Source organism: Clostridium sp. LS3, assembly GCF_055330225.1.
Map to the genome: position 1 here is coordinate 2,570,813 of NZ_CM143921.1, position 18,338 is coordinate 2,589,150.

An 18,338-nucleotide genomic window follows, 5' to 3' on the forward strand; every position below is an offset into this window, starting at 1 on the left:
CAAATACTAGATTTAATTTATACTTTTTAATTTTTCTTCTAATTTTGATACAGCCTTATACATTATAAATGCTATTACTGAAAGAATTACTATACTCATCATAACCATATCTAATTGTGATATTTGTCCACCATATACTATCAAGAACCCTAAACCCTCTCTTGCAACTAAGAACTCTCCCATAATAACGCCTACCCATGATAATCCAACATTTATTTTAAGTGCTGAAATTAACACTTGAATATTAGCTGGGAATATAAGATATTTTAGTGTTTGAAACTTTGTTGCCTGAAGTGTCTGCATAAGCTTTAATTTACCTTTATCAACTTCATTAAAACCTGTTAAAACTGTAATTATAGTTGTTACTATGGAAATAAGGAGTGCTATAACTATTATAGCTGTAGTTCCATTTCCAACCCAAAATATTACTATTGGTGCGAGAGCAACCTTTGGTAATGCGTTTAAAACTACTAAGTATGGATCTAATACTTTTGAAGTGAAAGGCGATGCCCATAATATTATAGCTATTATTGTTCCAATCACCGTTCCTAACGTAAATCCTAATATAGTCTCATAGCAAGTTACCAGTATATGAGTTACTAAAGTTCCTTGTTTTGCAAAAGACATAAAGGAATCGACTATCCTAGACGGACTTGATGTTAAAAATGGATCTATCCATTTAAGTCTTGCTGCAATTTCCCAAAGAGCAATAAATATAACTAAAATAGCTATTCTAAAGACAGCTATTTTTATTCTATCTCTTTTTACTTTTTTTATATATTTTTCATGTTCCTTACTCATTTACCTTGTCAATCTCCTTCCATAATAAATTAAAGTACTCATTAAATTCTGGTTCTTTTCTTCTTTGAAATGGAGTTGCTTCAGTATTTTTGAAATCTATCTTTATATCTAACTTTAACTTTGCTGGTCTTTTAGTAAGCATTATTATTCTATCAGAAGTTGCAATTGCTTCACCTAAATCGTGAGTAACCATTATTGCTGTTTTTCCTTCTTTTTTTATTATTCCTTTCACATCATCGCAAACTTTAAGTCTTGTTTGATAATCTAAGGCTGAAAAAGGTTCATCTAAAAGCAGCACATCTGGATTTAAAGCAAGAGTTCTTATTAATGCTACTCTTTGTCTCATACCTCCTGAAAGTTCACTTGGTTTATGCTCTTTAAATTTTGCTAATTGATAGTTTCTTAAAAGCTCATCTGCTCTTTTTCTATTTTCCTCATTATCTAATCCTTTAATTTTTAAACCTAATAAGACATTACTCCAAACTGAAAGCCATTCAAACAAATAGTCCTTTTGAAACATGTAACCCATTTTATCTAATCTATTATCTACATTTTTGTCATTATAAACAATTTCTCCCCCTGAAGGTTTTAAAAGACCACTTAGTATATTTAATAATGTTGATTTTCCACAACCTGAGGGTCCTATTATACTAACAAAATCTCCCTTTTCTATTGAGAAATTTAAATTTTCTATAGCATTGGTTTCTCCCTTTAAAGAATGATAAGCTAAACTAATATTTGATATATCTATTAAACTCAAATTTATACCTCCTTTCTAGTTTATGTAAATATTTATAGAAAGAAGTTTGTTAGCTAGCTCTAGTTTTCTAGAGCTAGCATTTGAAAATTTATTTAGATTTCATAGCTTTTTCTGCAAAATCATTATTAACTATTTTTTCAAATGATGGTCTATCTGGTAATAAAGTTTTATCATAACTTTCTATAACATCCATTAATCTAGTTAAATCTTCTTCCTCTATTGACGGCTTGATTGCTATGGCATTTATTTCCTTATAATTTTTAACAACTAAAATTATTATATCCTTATCTGTTCCTGGGAAGAATGAAGCTATTGATTCAGCTACTTCTTCATTACTATGTGTTTCTACCCATTTCTGACCTTTATAAATTGCATTAGTAAACTTTTGTATTATCTCTGGATTTTTATCCATATATGATTTAGTTGAGAAGAAGCAAGTATAAGGTAAATCTCCCACTGCTTTTCCTATTGATGCTATTACCTTTCCACTACCTTCTTTTTCAATCATTGAAGCTGTTGGTTCAAATAGCGTTACATATTTACCTGTCCCAGCTTTAAATGCCCCCGCTGTAGCTGTAAAGTCTATATTAGTTACTAAATTAACATCTGTTTTAGGGTCTATACCATTTTGTCTTAATACATATTCAAAAGCCATCTGAGGTACTCCACCCGGTCTACCTCCTATAATTTCTGCTCCCTTTAAGTTTTTCCAATCAAAATTTTCTTCTGCTTCTCTACCAACTAAAAAGGCTCCATCTGTTTGTGTTAATTGAGCAAAAAGCACTGGATAGTCTTCTCTTCCTTGGTTATTAATATAGATTGTTTGTTCTGGTCCACAAAATCCTATATCTGCATTTTTACTTAAAACTTGTTGCATTGTCTTATCTGCACCTTGACCTGTTGATAAGTCTATCACTAACCCCTCTTCTTCAAAAAATCCTTCATTTATGGCAACATACATTGGTGCATAAAAAACAGAACGAACAACTTCATTTAATCTAACCTTTGTTAATTCTTTTCCTATAGGTTCCTTATCTTTCGCACATGAAATAAAATTAAATGTGGTTATTCCTATTAACGCTACTAATGATGCAATTTTAATTAACTTATTTTTCATTTCCCCTCCTAAAATCTATATTCTAATTCTAATCATTACTATGCTTTATAGTATGAAATTGACTCTAATTTTGTTAAAAAATAAGACTTTTTAATTTTTAATTTACTTTATACCCTATTTATGTCTTTAATAAATAAATTTTAAAGTAAAGCTTACCACATCATTTACTTATTTAATCAATAGTGATAAATTATTAATTGGATTACTAAGGAGGTCTTAAAATGAAAATATTTAGAGAAGCTATAATAATACTTGGCATTTATTTGCTTGGAGAGATAATTTGTCGATGGTTCTCTTTGCCTATACCAGGTAATATTTTAGGAATGTTAATATTGTTAGTTTTATTATGTACTAAAGTAATAAAGGTTGAAAAAGTTGAAAATATATCTGATTTCTTTTTGGATCATTTGGCATTTTTCTTTATTCCAGCAGGTGTAGGATTATTAAACTCATTCACATCTATTAAGGATAGTTTACTTTTAATAATATTACTTTGTGTAGTTACTACAGCTATTGTAATAGTAACTACAGGATTAATTGTTCAATTTATTATGAATTTACAAAGGAAAAATATTAAGAAAGGATCTGAATCAAAATAATGAATATTTTAACTGAAAATATATTATTCGGAGTAGTAATTTCGCTAATAGCATTTGAAATTGGTCTATTTATTTACAAGAAAACTAAATTTCCACTATTTAATCCACTTTTAATAGCTATTGCTATAGTTATAGGATTTTTAATAGTATTTAACATAGATTTTGAATCATACAATAAAGGCGGACAGTTTATAAATATGTTCTTAGGCCCTGCTACAGTGGTACTTGCAGTTCCTTTATACAAGCAATTGCAACTATTAAAGAAGCATCTGGTTCCAATTTTTACTGGGGTTCTAATAGGAAGCAGTATAGGCATAATATCAGTACTGATATTATGTTCTGTATTCGGTGTAGAGAATGTTATTACTATATCATTACTTTCAAAATCAGTAACAACACCTATAGGTATAGAAATAACAAACCAACTTGGCGGCTTAGCTCCTGTAACAGTTTTATCTATAATTTTATCAGGAATAATAGGTGCTATTATAGGTCCTATATTATGCAAATTCTTTAAAATTAAAGACAAAGTAGCTATTGGAATTGCATTAGGGACAGCCTCTCATGCCATTGGAACAACAAAAGCTTTAGAATTTGGTGAAACTGAAGGAGCAATGAGCTCTCTTTCAATTGGAATTGCTGGTATAATGACAGTATTTCTGGCTCCTGCCTTTTATAGTTTATTTTTAATGTTTATAAAATAAAGATTTAAAAAATAAAATTCAAAAATTAGTACAGTTATACAATCTAACTTTACTAATTTTTGAATTTTTATTTATCTTAAAATGGCAATACATAATAAATATAAAAATATAATTTCCTAAATAGTAAAAAACATTCTAAATACGTAAGTTACCACATATGTTAAATTTATTGCCCAAATTATTGAATTATTATTGATTTTTTATTTTTAATAGCTTTGTATTTAAAAGTGTTATATTAGAATTATTTAGCACTCTTGCTGTATTCTTTCTAGTATATGCTTCTAATTTAAACATAAACTCATCAGGATTTATTTCTTTATCATTAACCATCTTTAGTCCCTTTTCCCAAGAAGCTGTTAATGATGGATTTAAAAGTGACGGTATTGATGCATTTATAGCTTCATAAATCATTTCTCCAAGCTCTGTTGGTGTTATAATTTGTGTTTTCTTATTTGATTGAATATACTCTATATTTATTAACTTTTTAAGTATTTCTGCTCTTGTAGCTGATGTACCTATTCCAGCTCCCTTTATATGCTCTCTTAACTCTTCATCCTCTATTAATTTACCTGCATTTTCCATAGCTATTATCATAGAACCTGTTGTATATCTCTTTGGAGGCGAAGTTTCACCTTCTTTTATTTCTAAATCCTTAATATTTAACTTTATTCCTTTTCTTATGTTTTCTGGAAAAGCTTCTTGATCCTCTTCCTTTTCATTTCCAACTACAATTAAATATCCTTTATCTATACATATTTTTTTATTTAAAATAAAATTTTCATTTCCAACTCGAATTGTTACAGACATTTTATTGTATTGTGCTGGTGGATAAAAAATCGCTAGAAATCTTCTAAGTATAAGATAGTACACCTGTTTATCTAAATTTCCTAATTTAGATAGAGTATCTTTTCCTTCTCCTGTTGGTATAATAGCATAGTGATCGGTAATCTTGCTATCATCAACGTACTTACTTTTCATTATAGATTTTGAATAATCTTTTTCTAATATTTTTTCTGCAATGCTAGTTAATTCTTCTGTAATAGGCATATTTTTAAGTTTTATTATGTTACTCTTTATTCCCTTTGCCACTGCAGTAGATAATACTCTAGCATCAGTTCTTGGATATGTAACCATCTTTTTTTCATAAAGCCCTTGAACTATTTTTAATGTTTCATCTGGACTTATTTTAAACCTTTTTGTGCACTCATTTTGAAGTTCCGCTAAATTATATAAAAGCGGTGCATTCTTTTTCTCTTTTGTTTTCTTTACTTCTTTAACTACTCCAAAACCTATATCTCTTAACTCCTTAATTAAAACTTCTGCATCATCTTTCTTTTTGAAGCCAACCTCATTATAAAGCTTAGGTGATTCAAAATAGTTCGATCCTTCAATAGCTTTCCAATCCCCCTTTATTATTGCCTCATCATTTTCTTTTAAAAACTCTCCTGAAACTTTATAAAAGGATGTTTTTTTAAAATTTCTTATTTCTCTTTCTTTATCTACTACCATTCCTAGAACGCATGTCATAACTCTTCCAACTGCAACAACTACATTTTTATCTTTTTTTAAAGCATTAGCTAATGTTTTCCCGTACATAAGAGTTAATAACCTTGAAAAATTAATACCAAATATATAATCTTCTTTTGCTCTTAAATATGCTGAGTGTGCTAATGAATCGTACTCTGATAAGGGTTTTGCTTCTTTTATTCCTCTTTTAACCTCTTCTTCTGTTTGAGAGTCAATCCAAACTCTTTTTTTTATTTTATTTGGGTTTCCAGCCATATCATCTACTAACCTATATATGTATTCTCCTTCTCTCCCTGAGTCTGTACATACATATATGCTATCTACATCTTCTCTATTCATTAAATTACTAACAATATTAAATTGATTTGAAGCTGAAGATATAACCTCGTACTTATATTCTCTGGGCAAAAAAGGCAAATCTCTTAAGTTCCAAAATTTTAGCTTCTCATCATAAACTTCTGGATAACTCATGGTAACCATATGTCCAACACACCATGTAAAAATACTTTTTTCTCCCTCTATATATCCATTATTTCTTTTCCCATTAACATTAAGTAGCTTTACAAAATCCATAGCTACTGATGGTTTTTCTGCTATAAATAAAGCTTTCCCCATAGAAACTTCCTTTCTAAATAAAATAAACCTTCGAAAGAAGGCTTATTTTTATTATACTACATATTAATTTACATTTCATTAAGTAACCAGATAAAATAATTTAAAATCCCTGCAAAAACGAGCCATATAATGTATGGAATTAATAATATTGCAGCAACTTTATCAACTCTTATAAATTTAATAAAAGTTACTACTACTAGTACAAATAATAGTAGTATCCATAAGAATGAAATTCCATATAATCTAAAAGTAAAAAATATAAAAGACCACATAAAATTAACTATAAGCTGAACTAAATAAAAAAAGTATGCACCTTTATCATCAACACCTTGCTTATTTCTCATGTATATTCTATATGCAGCTATTCCCATTAGTATATACAATATAGCCCATACTATTGGAAACAATATTGCTGGTGGAGAAAATATAGATTTATTTAGTGTTTCATATGTAGCAATAGAATTTCTATTTATATAAGCAACTATAAATCCTCCGCCCAATGGAATTAATATATTAATTATAAGTGGAATTAATTTAAACTCTCCATTAACTTTAAATATATTAAAGCTTTTTCTTTCTCTTACATCTTTTTTCTTTTTTACTTTCTTAGGATTATTTACAAGTTTTTTATTATTAGAATTTTCTTTATTTTTCATGTAATGCACCTCTATAAAATATTTATTATTATATATGCATTAATATTAATATTTATGTAGTTAAAAATATATGTCCGAAAATTCTATATTGACCTTTTCTTGTAACTCATTTATTTCAACATTATTATTAATATAATTACTCTTTCTCCTAATATTATCTTTATATGGAAAGGTTATTTTAAATATGTTTCCATATTTTTTACCCGCAGCTATCGTAATTTCACCCTCATGCAATTCAACTAATCCCTTTGTTAAAAACAATCCAAGACCACTACCTTCCGAAGGTCTGTTTAATGATGTATTTACTTTTGTAAATTTATCAAAAATAACCTTTCTTTTATCTTCTGGAATTGCTTCTGCATCATTCATAACTTCTATTACTATATTCTTTTTATCATCTATTCTTAAAATTACATATATATTACCTTTGTACTTCCCATATTTTAGAGAGTTGGATAATATATTTAACATTATTCTTTCAACACAGTTTTTATCACAGTAAAAATATATTTCTTCATATTGTGGATCAAAGGTTAATTTAGTTTCTTTAAACTCCATATAAAAATTGCATGATAAAACAACATTTTCTATTATATCTACAATATTATAAACCTTTTTATTTACATCTAAATATCCTTCTGAAAGTTTATTACTATCCATAAAGTTATTTATCGTTCTAATTAATCTTAAACAATTTTGTTTTATAACATTATTATTTCTATTTATTTTTTCTATCTCACATTTTTTTAAATATATATCGTTTAACTGAAGTGCAGAGTATATAACATTTATAGGTGTTCTAAGCTCATGAGAAATATTTGAATAAAACTCTTCTTTGATATTTTCATCATTTATTGTCTTTTCAAGTTTAACTATTTCTTCTCTTTGTTTTATTATTTCTGTTACATCATTAAACATTAAGATTTTTTTGTTATTATAAATCTTTACTAAATCAATTTCTAGTTCTTTTATCTCTCCATTCTCATTAGCAACACTAATTTGCGCAGTAAATTCGTTTACTTCATCATCAACTGAATACTCCTCTTCAGTAATTTTACTTAGTATATTATTTAATCTTAATTTATCTTTATCATATGTTATTCCACCTGGTGTGTTATAGTATAACTCTCCACTGTAATTAGAATACATAAGAATATCATCTTCAAAAACTAATACTCCATCTGAAAAGGCTTTAACTACATCATAGTATTTCTTTTCACTCTTTTCTAAAAGTAGGTTTAATTCTTTCAATTCCTTTTCTCTTCGCTTTAAACTTTTATTTAAATTAATTTTTATTTTTTTTGCTCTATTTAAATTTTCATATGCACCTTCATATGAATTATACAAAAGAGCTTCTTCTACTTTATCATAAACAAAAAAATATGATGATAATTTAATTATCCATACAAAAAACCAAAGGTCTTTGTCTAAAATGGCTGTTAATAGGATAAAACAATTACTTAATACTGTGAATAAACTAGCATGTATAACCCACTTATATTTTATATCTATATTCATCTTATTATATATATATATTATTAAAAATAATAATATAATCATTATTATCCCATTAATAATAATTGGCTTATCAAATATATAAATACTTTCTCTAATATTTAAAAAATTACATGAACTTTCTATAATAGCAAAGATTATAGGTATAACTAGAATAAATACTATATTTTGAACTTTTGGAGAGTATTTTTTCTTAAATAATATAATACTTGATATTATATTTATAATCTCCAAATATGTTATTAGTTGAATAAAACTTAAAGTCATACTAATTTTGTGATTATTAAACATCTGCTCTAATTCTATAAATCTTACAATAGCTATATAAAAATACCCAATTCCCATATATCTTATTATTCCTAAATCTTTATTATTAATTTTAATAATGCTTATTATAAATATTAGGACAGATATTGAAAAACATAGTATTCTTGTTACAAAAGCATATTCATCCACCATTTCAAAATATAAGTTAATAATAGTTAATACCAAAAGTACAGGTATAAATATATTAGACATTACACCTTTATGCCTATAATCTGTTTTCTTACTTAACATTTATTATTCAATCACCCTTCATTTATTGAACTTGATAGTAAAAATAGTTCCTTTTCCTAAATCACTCATTATTTCTATATTACCATTTTGAGCTTTTATTAAATTATAAACAACAAAAAGTCCTACTCCAAATCCACTACTATTGCTATCTTTAGATCTTGATTCCTTTTCATACTTATTAAAAGCTCTTTTAGTGAAACTTTTGCTCATTCCTATACCAGTATCCCCAACTTCAATTAAAACTCCATCTTTAGTGTTTTTAATATTTATAAAGAAAGTTCCTCCTTCATCAGTGAATTTTAACGAGTTTGCTACTAAATTCAATATAACTCTTTGCATCATTTCTTTATCAAAGCATATAAAAATTTCTTCTTCATCTGTATCAAAAAGTACATTAAGTCCATTATTTTTAATATAAGGTGAAAGTGAAAATAAATAATCTTCAACAAATTCTACTATATTATCTAAAACTAGATTTGCTTCTAAGTTTTCTGAATCTATTTTACTAATATCTATAAGATTATTGGTAAGCTTGGTAAGTGTAAAACAGTTTTGCTTACTTATTTCATTATATGAACTTAACTTTTCAGTGTCATTATTCTCTATTAATATCTTTTCAAGCTGTATAGCAGAATATATAACATTTATAGGAACTTTTAAATCATGTGAAATATTAGATAAAAAGTTTTTCTTTATTTCTTCTTTCATTTTTATACTTTTCAACTCTTCTTTCATAGAAGCTATCTTTATTTCCTCAGTCAAATCCTTCAGTAGTAATATACATTCTGCTTCTTCTTCATTCAAAGAAAAGAATCTTGCCTCTATCTTTTTATCATCCTTATCTATTGTCGTTGAATAAGGTTTTTTATTTATATCCCGAACAATTTTCCTTATATCACAATTAAAATTTATATAGTAATCTATTCTTCTGTTTACAACCTCTCTTAAATTATCTTTTCCTATTATGCTTAAAAACTTCTCATTACAATAGGATATTCTTAGATTATTATTTATAATTACTATTGGATTAGGTAAACACATTAAAAATTCTTTATATAAATTTTGTCTATTACTTAACTTCCTATAAGCATTCTCTAACTCATAGTTGTTATATATTATTTCTTTATTTAGTTCCTCTAACTTTTTATTTGTATTAATAGTTTCTTTAAATATAAAATTATAATTTTCTTTTGTTATATTCACTATAATGGCAAATATTGAGCTTACGAAAATAATTAACCTTACAATACTTATTGAGTCAGTTATTATATATAATTTCATATAATTCCCAAGTACCCTAGCAATAAAACTTACAGCTGCCATATTTACATTTAATTTAAATAAGTCTATTTTACTTTCAGAAAAAAAGTTGAATGTATCTAAGTATCTATATATATTTATTAAAAATATTCCCGTAATTGTAATATATAGATAGTATATCCAAGTAGCATCTACTACATTGTTTATAAAGGTAACAGATAAAACTACTCCAAATAAAATCAAATATTCAAAATAAACATCACTATTATTTTCAATATTTCTGTATTTAGCTATCATATAATACATCATTATTATATTTAGCAAATAAAATTCACTGCTCTGGCCATATCCAATTCTGCTTAAAAATATCTTTATTTCTTGAAATTGGTATTTTGGAGTTAAAAAAATAATAGAAATTATACAAATTGTAAATAGAAATATTTGAATTACTCCGTATATCTCTCTTTTACTAATACTTTTTAAATGTATAGCAAACATAAGTAATATCATAATTATAATTAACTCAGCTGCGCTAATAAAGTCGTTAACAATTTTACTATCGTTTACTATAGCTATTTGAAGTAAACTAAATATAATTAAGCTTAGCAATATATATATAGCTAACCTTCTTTTTTCAATACAATAAATTTTTTCTCTAAAACTATTATAATCCACTATATTTTCCCTCATCTTTATATTATTACTACATAATTTTACATCATTTCCTTTTATATGTGAATAAGTTTAAAAATTTTTACAAATAAAATAAGTATATATATCTCTATAAGAAACATATATACTTATCTATACTATTTGTTATGTTCTTCTAACCACTTTATAATGTCACTTATAACTTTATCTTTGTTAGTTTCATTTAGCATTTCATGTCTTCCATCTTTATATATCTTATAGGTTAAATCTTTTACACCTATCTTTTTATATCCCTCATAAAGATTTTTTACTCCTTCTCCAAAATATCCAACCGGATCTCTATCTCCTGAAAAAATGTATATTGGTATATTTAATTCTTTAACCCTCTCCATATTTTCCACTTTATGAATATCCCATAAACCATTTATTAAGTCATAATAAAAATGAGATGGATATATAAAACCACAATAATCATCCTCTATATACTTGTCTACTTCACTATCATTTGAACATAACCAATCAAAATTAGTTCTTGAATTTTTAACACTTTTATTAAATCCACCAAAAGATAATTTATCCATTAAAGTACTTCTTTTATTTTCTCCATTAAAAAGTATTTGTAGCTTAGATACTATTAACCCTGCTTTAGTAAATAATTTTGGTTTTCCATTACTTCCAGATAGTATAAGAGCATCTATAGAATCTCCATATATTTGTATATATCTTTGGCTCAAAAAGGATCCCATACTGTGTCCAAACAGTATTAATGGTAACTCTTTATTTTCATTTCTGATAATATCATTAAGTTGTTTTATATCTTCAAGCATTGAATAAAATTTATTTTCTCCATTTATAAATCCTAATTTATCAGTGCTTTCTACACTATGACCATGTCCATCATGATCATGAGCATAAACTATATACTCTTCGTCGACTAGCTTTTTAGCGAAATAATCATATCTCTCAGCCAATTCTGACATACCATGGACTATTTGAATTATAGCTTTTGGTTTTTGAGAATTATTTATCCACTTATAGCAATTAATCTTTGCTCCAGCTTTATTCTTAAAAATAAAATTATCCATACTAATTCCTCCCATTTTTTACTTTATTATATTATCTTCTTTATATTTATAAGTGTCAAACATCAAGAAATTAATAAAATCTTATAATAACCTTGTTTTATATGTATATAAAGTTGTGATATACTATTCATAGTTAAAATCAAATTTATTTTTAATTATTGATTATCTGTTAATATTATTGTATATAATATTTGATAAGTATTATAGGGTGGTGAAGAAGATTAGTATTAAATCAATAGCAAGCATTATAGCTTCAAAAATTACAATTTTTCTAACAAAAACAATACTAAAAGGGGGAACAACCTTCCCTGGAAAAGTGGCCTTAAAAATAGATAAAAACATACTTTCTAAAGTATCAAAAGGCTATAAAGTAGTTTTAATTACAGGAACCAACGGTAAAACTACTACAACTAGTATGATTTATAACATAATAAAAGAATCTGGTAACAAGGTTATTACTAATAATACTGGAGCAAATCTTTTTTCTGGAATAGTCACAACTTTTATTGACAACCATAAATTCTTCAGTAAAGTTGAAAATTCTTATGCAGTTATTGAAGTTGATGAGGCTAATTTAAAATATGTAACTGAATATATTTCTCCGGAAATAATAACTGTAACAAACCTTTTTAGAGATCAACTAGATAGATATGGTGAAGTTTATACTACCTTATCTAAGATATTGGAAGGAATTCAACTTTCTCCGAAAGCTACTTTAGTCTTAAATGGAGATGAATCTCTTTTAGGCAAATTAGATCTTCCAAATAAAACTGTATTTTATGGTTTTAATGCTAATATAGGAGATAATAAAGATATAGAAATAAATGCAGATGCAAAGTTTTGTAAGTTCTGCAAGTCTCCTTATGAATATAACCATATTACTTACAACCATTTAGGTGACTTCTACTGTACAGGCTGTGGATTTAAAAGAGCTTCTTTAAAATATGCTGTAGATGATGTATTAGAACTAACTCCTGATAGCTCAACAGTAAAATTTAATGATCTAGATATTACTATAAGTCAGTCTGGTGTTTATAACATTTATAATGGCCTTTGTGCTTATTCTGTAACTAAAGAAATTGGTATAAATGATGACGCAATAAAGAAATCTCTACAAAATCAAGATTCAAGCTTTGGAAGACAAGAAGCTTTAAACATAGATGGTAAAGATGTAAAGATTATTTTAGTTAAAAATCCTGCTGGATATAATCAAGCTTTAGATACACTTTGTTTAAACAAAGATTCCTTTGCAGCAGCATTCCTTTTAAATGATAATTATGCTGATGGTACTGATGTTTCTTGGATATGGGATGTTGATTTTGAAAAGCTACATAATCTTAGTATTGAAGAAATATTTATATCTGGTTTAAGATGTTATGACATGGCTGTTAGACTAAAAGTTGCTGGTTTAAATAAAGATAAGTTTATAATTGAAGAAACCTTTGAAGACTTAACAGAAAAGATTAAAAATAGTAAAAATGATAAGATTTACGTTCTTGCTACATATACTGCTATGATTAACTTTAGAAAATATCTTCATTCAAAAGGTTACATTAAAAAACTTTGGTAAAGAGGGAGGCTTATAAATGGAATTAAATATTTGTCATCTTTATCCTGATTTACTTAATGTTTATGGTGATGTTGGTAACATTTTGATACTTAAACATAGAGCAGAACAAAGAGGGATAAAAGTTAATATAATTAATACATCGCTAAATGATAATTTTGATGCTGAAAATACAGATATTTTATTTTTCGGCGGAGGACAAGATTTTGAACAATCAATAGTTTCTAATGATTTAAAAACTATAAAAAAACCAAGCTTACAAAAATATATAGAGGATGAAAAAGTGGTAATCGCCATTTGTGGTGGATATCAATTACTTGGAAAATACTATATAGCTCCAAATGGAGAAAAAATAGAAGGTCTTGGTATACTAGATATATATACTGAGGGTGGAGATACTCGTTTTATAGGAAATACAGTTATATATAACGAAGAGTTTAATGAAACATATGTAGGTTTTGAAAATCACTCTGGCAGAACTTACACTAATGGTTTAAAGCCTCTAGGTAAATGCATCCATGGATATGGTAACAATGGTGAAGATGGAAATGAAGGTTGCATATACAAAAATACATTTTGTAGCTATTTCCATGGATCCCTACTATCTAAGAATCCTGATTTAGCTGATAGATTCTTAACTTTAGCTTTATCTAAAAAATATGGATATATAACTCTAGAACCGATTAATGATGACCTAGAACTAAAAGCTAAAGAAGTAATTATAAAAAAGTTAGATAATAAAAAATAAAAATAAGACAAATTATTATTTGGAAGAATAATGATTTGTCTTATTTTTTTATTTCTATTTATTCAAAACCTTTATATCTTTTAGATACTCAATTTCCCATTCTTCAATTTCATTTAAGGTTTTAAAAGTATATCCTTTATTTTTATAAAAACTTATTATGTCTTGAAGTGCTTCTACAGTAGTAAATTTGCCTCCTAAATCATGCATTAAAACTACTTCTACATTATATAGCCCACCTTCATCTCGTATTCGTGACTTTATAAAATCTGCTGAAGTTTCTGATAACTCAGCATCACCAGATGCTATTGTCCAATCTATATAATAATCACCATTGTTTATTATAGTATTCTTTATATTAGTTAATATATTATCATTAGAAACAGTATTATCAGAACCACCCGGTAATCTTATAAAATTTAAATTTTTCTTACCTACTGTATCTTCTATAATAGATTTGCACTTATTTAAATCTTTAAAATATTTTTCTTCACTTTTATATAATGTAGCATAATCATGTATATTACAATGCGGCATTATACACATACCATTTTCATCTAAAGACTTTAAAACATATGGATATATACCTGCATAATCACCTACTATAAAAAAAGTACCTTTTACTTCGTTATTATTTAATACACTAATTAATCCCTTAGTTATATTTGCTGATGGCCCATCATCAAAAGTTAAATATACAGTTTTTCTATTATTCTCTGCATACAATGCAGAAACTGGGATATAATTCATATTATTAAAGAATATAAGCATTATGAAAAAATTAAAATATTTGTTAAACTTTTTGATATTAACCACCTCCTACTTATATTCCTATTTTGTTCAATTACTAAATTTATATTATATGTAAATTAAACCACTTAATAAACCTTCTTTATGTTGTGATTATATAAAGTAGATGTTATACTTTAAAGTATGTGTATAAAGCATATACTTAATAATGTGCTAAATTAAATGAATACATATATTAAAATCTTTAGAAATGGGGAGATGAAATTGAAAAGAAAAAATTTATTAAAATCACTGGCGGTTGCTCTTTCTATTTCATTATTAGCTCCTTTTGCTAATAAAGTTAGTGCACAAGAGACAAATATTCAAGCTCCAGAAATTATTGGAGAAGCTGCTGTAACTATGGATATTAATACAGGTGAAGTAATTTATTCAAAGAACGCTGATTTAAAGTTATCACCAGCAAGTACAACTAAGCTTATGACTTCTCTACTTTTTGCAGAAAACAAGTCAAAATCTGATTATTTAACTTTTAGTGATACAGTTTTAAAAGTTACTGAAACATCAATTAACTATTATAAAAAACTGAATCCTGGTGATAAAATTTCTGCAGAAGATACAATGAAAGCTGTAATGATATTCTCTGCAAATGATACTGCTTATTTAATGGCTGAATCAGTAGGTGGAACAGTAGATAACTTTGTCACTATGATGAATGAAAAAGCTAAGGAGTTAGGTCTTAAAGATACTCATTTTGTCAATCCTTCTGGATTAGAAATTGATCCTCTAAACCCAAACAATAAAGATATAAATCAAACTACAGCATACGATTTAGCTCAAATAGGTATTGCTGCTTTTAAAAATGATTGGGTTAGAGAAACTATGGCACCTAAAACTGGTCAAATTACTGTAAATCTTGCAGGGTCTCCAGTAATAATTGAATCTAGGAACAAAGTTCTTGGTAAAAATGGTAATATAGGTGGTAAAACTGGTACAGAAGATTTAGCAGGACATTGCTTTGTTGGTTTCTATGAAAAAGATGGAAGAGACTTAGTTACTGTAGTTTTAAAATCTGAATATGGTGCAACTGGACTTAATGTATTTGAAGATACTGAAAAAATAGCTAACTATGGATTTTTAGCACAAAAAGAAGTATATAAAAATGCTGGAGATGAAGTTGGTAGTATAGATTTATCTTATAAAGCATTTAAATTTTTTGGTCCTGAAAAACAAATTAAGGCTCCTATAGTTGTAAAAGAAAATGTAGAATATTACAAAAATGATTTTAACGATAAAAACGCTCTAATTTCTTATAATGGTGATGTAAAAGATGCTTGGAAGTTAAGTGGTGATAAGGAAGTTAAATTAACTTTCTCTACTCCAGGTCATACTGAAGAGATATCTGGGATTATAAAGGTTTCTGCTTTAGAACTTATTAAAACAAATTTACCTATATATTTATTATCATTATTAATAATTATTGTTATATTGGTTTTAATAATATTTATAGTTAAAATTGTAAATATGAAAAAGAGAAAAAGAAGAAGATACTATTATTAAAATAAAAGGTAGATTAAATCTGCCTTTTATTATTTATTCTTTAGGAAATTATAAAAAGATTCCCCTGTGAATAACTTTTTATAATTTCCTTCCTTCAGTTTATAAGTGGACATATGTAAGTTTATGTTGACTTGGAGCGGAGCGACGGAATAAGTAAACTTACATATGTCCACTTTTTTATTTAAACTCTTGTTTATATAAATAATTATAAATATATGCTATAATCCTAAAGAAAATATTTTAAAGGGGAGATACTATTGAATAAAACTGATTTTAAAGGTAGTGTTGTTTTAAATCCTGTTCCAGTTGTACTAATTACTTCAAGAAATAAAGCTGGTAAAGATAATGTATTTACAGTTGGTTGGACTGGAACTATATGTACCAAACCTCCAATGCTTTCTATATCAATTAGACCTGAAAGATTATCTTATGAATATATATCAGAGACAAAAGAATTTATCGTTAATATGCCTTCCTCTAAAATGGTTAAAGCTGTTGATTATTGTGGAGTAAAGCCTGGTAGAAAGTTTGATAAAATAAAAGATATGGGCTTTACCATGAAAGAAGGTACTAATGTTAACGTTCCTTACATAGATGAATGTCCAGTTGCTATAGAGTGTAAAGTAAAGGATATAATCAAACTTGGTTCACATGATATGTTTATAGCTGAAGTTGTTGGTTCACATATAAATAACAATTTAATAGATGATAAAGGCAAAATCCATTTTGAAAAAGGTGATTTAATTTCCTATTGTCATGGGGAATACTTTAAACTTCCTCAAAATGCTATAGGCTCCTTTGGATTTTCTGTAGCTAAAAAGCCTAAAGAAAATAATAAGAAAACTTATTCAAATAAAAAAAGCTCCAAGAAAAAAACTTTAACACCTACTAGAAGAAAGTAAAAATTAAATGCTTTCCTTGACATAAATTAAAAATCTATCTATACTCTATAATGTTACAATTAATTAAATTGGGGGATTAAACTATGTTTATACTAACCTATAAAATTAAATTTGAAGAACTAGATGAAAAAATTGAAATATTACAAATAAATGATATCTTCAATATATTTTATGAAAGTCCTTTGGAAATAACCACAGATGAATATGGTTATGGTTATTTAGAGAAACCTGTAGACACTATCGATATTAAAGTTGCCTATGAATTAGATGATGCTAATTTAACTTTATTTAAAGAAAATGTTTCATCACTTTTAGAAACAGATTGTATAACTGTGGAAGAGGTAAATTATGATTATGAGAATTATGATTTCCCTGCAGTTCATATAAATGATAACTGGGTTTTAGCTTCTCCTGATGAAGTTATAAATGATAAGAATAAACATAAAATCACTTTTATTTCTCAAGGTGCATTTGGTACTGGCTTACATGAAACAACAAAGGATTTACTAAATATAATCTTAACTAAAATTGATCTATGTAATAAAACAGTATTAGATATAGGAACTGGCTCAGGAATTTTATCAATTGCATCTGCAATTATAGGAGCAGCTAAAGTTACTGCACTAGATATAAGAGATGTAAAAGAAGAAGTTGAGTTAAATGCTTCATTAAATGGATTATATAATGTTGAAGTTTTAGTTGGTAATGCTTTGACTGAAGAAGTTCAGATAAAAGATAAATATGATTGGATTTATATAAATATAGGTGGAGAAGAAACTGAATTATTTATGAATTTTATAAAAGACCATTTAAATATTAATGGTAATCTTCTTGTATCTGGATTAGTTGAGTGGAGTTTTGACAAAGTTAAAAGCATTGTAGAAAGCTACGGATTTGAATTAGAAAAAAAATATCAAACCAATGAGTGGATAACTGCTACATTTAAATAAAAGATGCACCAAAATAGGT

Annotated in this window: 16 protein-coding genes; 7 read left to right on the top strand and 9 right to left on the bottom strand. The window is 26.6% G+C overall.

All coding sequences use genetic code 11. The features are described 5' to 3' along the window. Positions 1-12 precede the first annotated feature (12 nt). From ACZJV1_RS12065 to ACZJV1_RS12075, 3 genes are all read right to left on the bottom strand, one after another. Complete coding sequence (locus tag ACZJV1_RS12065; protein ID WP_411168151.1) at positions 13-801, bottom strand: ABC transporter permease; 789 nt, start codon at positions 799-801, stop codon at positions 13-15. Continuing rightward, a complete protein-coding gene (locus ACZJV1_RS12070; protein ID WP_460287618.1) occupies positions 794-1,561 on the bottom strand; it encodes an ABC transporter ATP-binding protein in 768 nt (255 codons plus the stop codon). Before ACZJV1_RS12070 ends, ACZJV1_RS12065 begins: the two co-directional genes overlap by 8 nt. 88 nt (positions 1,562-1,649) lie before the next feature. Further along, entirely contained in the window at positions 1,650-2,678 is a 1,029-nt protein-coding gene (locus tag ACZJV1_RS12075) for an ABC transporter substrate-binding protein (protein ID WP_463650282.1), read from the bottom strand. A 221-nt stretch (positions 2,679-2,899) separates the two neighbouring features. Between ACZJV1_RS12075 and ACZJV1_RS12080 the strand changes: the two genes are divergently transcribed. Both ACZJV1_RS12080 and ACZJV1_RS12085 read left to right on the top strand, forming a co-directional pair. Then, the gene (locus ACZJV1_RS12080; RefSeq protein WP_460287621.1) at positions 2,900-3,277 is read left to right on the top strand and encodes a CidA/LrgA family protein; all 378 of its coding nucleotides are present in this window, start codon (positions 2,900-2,902) and stop codon (positions 3,275-3,277) included. Beyond that, on the top strand, positions 3,277-3,981 hold the full coding sequence (locus ACZJV1_RS12085) for an LrgB family protein (protein WP_460287622.1): 705 nt from the start codon (positions 3,277-3,279) through the stop codon (positions 3,979-3,981). The genes ACZJV1_RS12080 and ACZJV1_RS12085 overlap by 1 nt, the downstream gene beginning before the upstream one ends. Positions 3,982-4,170: 189 nt before the next feature. On the opposite strand, the gene ACZJV1_RS12090 is transcribed toward ACZJV1_RS12085, so the two are convergent. The 5 genes from ACZJV1_RS12090 to ACZJV1_RS12110 all read right to left on the bottom strand — a co-directional run bounded on the left by ACZJV1_RS12090 (position 4,171) and on the right by ACZJV1_RS12110 (position 11,848). Beyond that, the gene (locus ACZJV1_RS12090; RefSeq protein WP_463650283.1) at positions 4,171-6,123 is read right to left on the bottom strand and encodes a DNA topoisomerase; all 1,953 of its coding nucleotides are present in this window, start codon (positions 6,121-6,123) and stop codon (positions 4,171-4,173) included. A 68-nt stretch (positions 6,124-6,191) separates the two neighbouring features. Continuing rightward, positions 6,192-6,779, bottom strand: coding sequence for a TspO/MBR family protein (locus tag ACZJV1_RS12095; protein ID WP_463650284.1), 588 nt, complete (start codon positions 6,777-6,779; stop codon positions 6,192-6,194). Between the two features lie 60 nt (positions 6,780-6,839). Beyond that, the gene (locus tag ACZJV1_RS12100; RefSeq protein WP_463650285.1) at positions 6,840-8,852 is read right to left on the bottom strand and encodes a sensor histidine kinase; all 2,013 of its coding nucleotides are present in this window, start codon (positions 8,850-8,852) and stop codon (positions 6,840-6,842) included. Positions 8,853-8,870: 18 nt separating this feature from the next. Further along, positions 8,871-10,787, bottom strand: a complete 1,917-nt coding sequence (locus ACZJV1_RS12105) for a sensor histidine kinase (RefSeq protein WP_463650286.1) — start codon at positions 10,785-10,787, stop codon at positions 8,871-8,873. Positions 10,788-10,921: 134 nt separating this feature from the next. Further along, entirely contained in the window at positions 10,922-11,848 is a 927-nt protein-coding gene (locus tag ACZJV1_RS12110; RefSeq protein ID WP_463650287.1) for an alpha/beta fold hydrolase, read from the bottom strand. Between the two features lie 211 nt (positions 11,849-12,059). Here ACZJV1_RS12110 and ACZJV1_RS12115 point away from each other — a divergent pair, with 211 nt between their 5' ends. Both ACZJV1_RS12115 and ACZJV1_RS12120 read left to right on the top strand, forming a co-directional pair. Continuing rightward, positions 12,060-13,418 (top strand): MurT ligase domain-containing protein, encoded by a 1,359-nt coding sequence (locus ACZJV1_RS12115; RefSeq protein ID WP_463650288.1) that lies wholly within the window; start codon positions 12,060-12,062, stop codon positions 13,416-13,418. 16 nt (positions 13,419-13,434) lie between these two features. Next, complete coding sequence (locus tag ACZJV1_RS12120; RefSeq protein ID WP_463650289.1) at positions 13,435-14,163, top strand: type 1 glutamine amidotransferase; 729 nt, start codon at positions 13,435-13,437, stop codon at positions 14,161-14,163. Positions 14,164-14,217: 54 nt separating this feature from the next. Here the strand turns inward: ACZJV1_RS12120 and ACZJV1_RS12125 are convergent, their stop codons facing one another. Further along, the gene (locus ACZJV1_RS12125) at positions 14,218-14,976 is read right to left on the bottom strand and encodes a polysaccharide deacetylase family protein (RefSeq protein ID WP_463650290.1); all 759 of its coding nucleotides are present in this window, start codon (positions 14,974-14,976) and stop codon (positions 14,218-14,220) included. A 198-nt stretch (positions 14,977-15,174) separates the two neighbouring features. On the opposite strand from ACZJV1_RS12125, the gene ACZJV1_RS12130 reads away from it, so the two are divergent. The 3 genes from ACZJV1_RS12130 to ACZJV1_RS12140 all read left to right on the top strand — a co-directional run bounded on the left by ACZJV1_RS12130 (position 15,175) and on the right by ACZJV1_RS12140 (position 18,319). Continuing rightward, positions 15,175-16,467 (top strand): D-alanyl-D-alanine carboxypeptidase family protein, encoded by a 1,293-nt coding sequence (locus tag ACZJV1_RS12130; protein ID WP_463650291.1) that lies wholly within the window; start codon positions 15,175-15,177, stop codon positions 16,465-16,467. A gap of 257 nt (positions 16,468-16,724) precedes the next feature. Continuing rightward, positions 16,725-17,369 carry a flavin reductase family protein gene (locus tag ACZJV1_RS12135; protein WP_460287635.1) on the top strand — a complete coding sequence of 215 codons (645 nt, stop codon included), beginning with the start codon at positions 16,725-16,727 and terminating at the stop codon, positions 17,367-17,369. 83 nt (positions 17,370-17,452) lie between these two features. Then, positions 17,453-18,319, top strand: coding sequence for a 50S ribosomal protein L11 methyltransferase (locus ACZJV1_RS12140; RefSeq protein WP_460287636.1), 867 nt, complete (start codon positions 17,453-17,455; stop codon positions 18,317-18,319). The last annotated feature ends 19 nt before the right edge of the window (positions 18,320-18,338 follow it).

Coding starts and splice junctions, on each gene's coding strand:
- ACZJV1_RS12080 (WP_460287621.1), top strand. CDS start 2,900: ATGAAAATATTTAGAGAAGCTATAATAATACTTGGCATTTATTTGCTT.
- ACZJV1_RS12075 (WP_463650282.1), bottom strand. CDS start 2,678: ATGAAAAATAAGTTAATTAAAATTGCATCATTAGTAGCGTTAATAGGA.
- ACZJV1_RS12120 (WP_463650289.1), top strand. CDS start 13,435: ATGGAATTAAATATTTGTCATCTTTATCCTGATTTACTTAATGTTTAT.
- ACZJV1_RS12100 (WP_463650285.1), bottom strand. CDS start 8,852: ATGTTAAGTAAGAAAACAGATTATAGGCATAAAGGTGTAATGTCTAAT.
- ACZJV1_RS12065 (WP_411168151.1), bottom strand. CDS start 801: ATGAGTAAGGAACATGAAAAATATATAAAAAAAGTAAAAAGAGATAGA.
- ACZJV1_RS12140 (WP_460287636.1), top strand. CDS start 17,453: ATGTTTATACTAACCTATAAAATTAAATTTGAAGAACTAGATGAAAAA.
- ACZJV1_RS12110 (WP_463650287.1), bottom strand. CDS start 11,848: ATGGATAATTTTATTTTTAAGAATAAAGCTGGAGCAAAGATTAATTGC.
- ACZJV1_RS12085 (WP_460287622.1), top strand. CDS start 3,277: ATGAATATTTTAACTGAAAATATATTATTCGGAGTAGTAATTTCGCTA.
- ACZJV1_RS12095 (WP_463650284.1), bottom strand. CDS start 6,779: ATGAAAAATAAAGAAAATTCTAATAATAAAAAACTTGTAAATAATCCT.
- ACZJV1_RS12090 (WP_463650283.1), bottom strand. CDS start 6,123: ATGGGGAAAGCTTTATTTATAGCAGAAAAACCATCAGTAGCTATGGAT.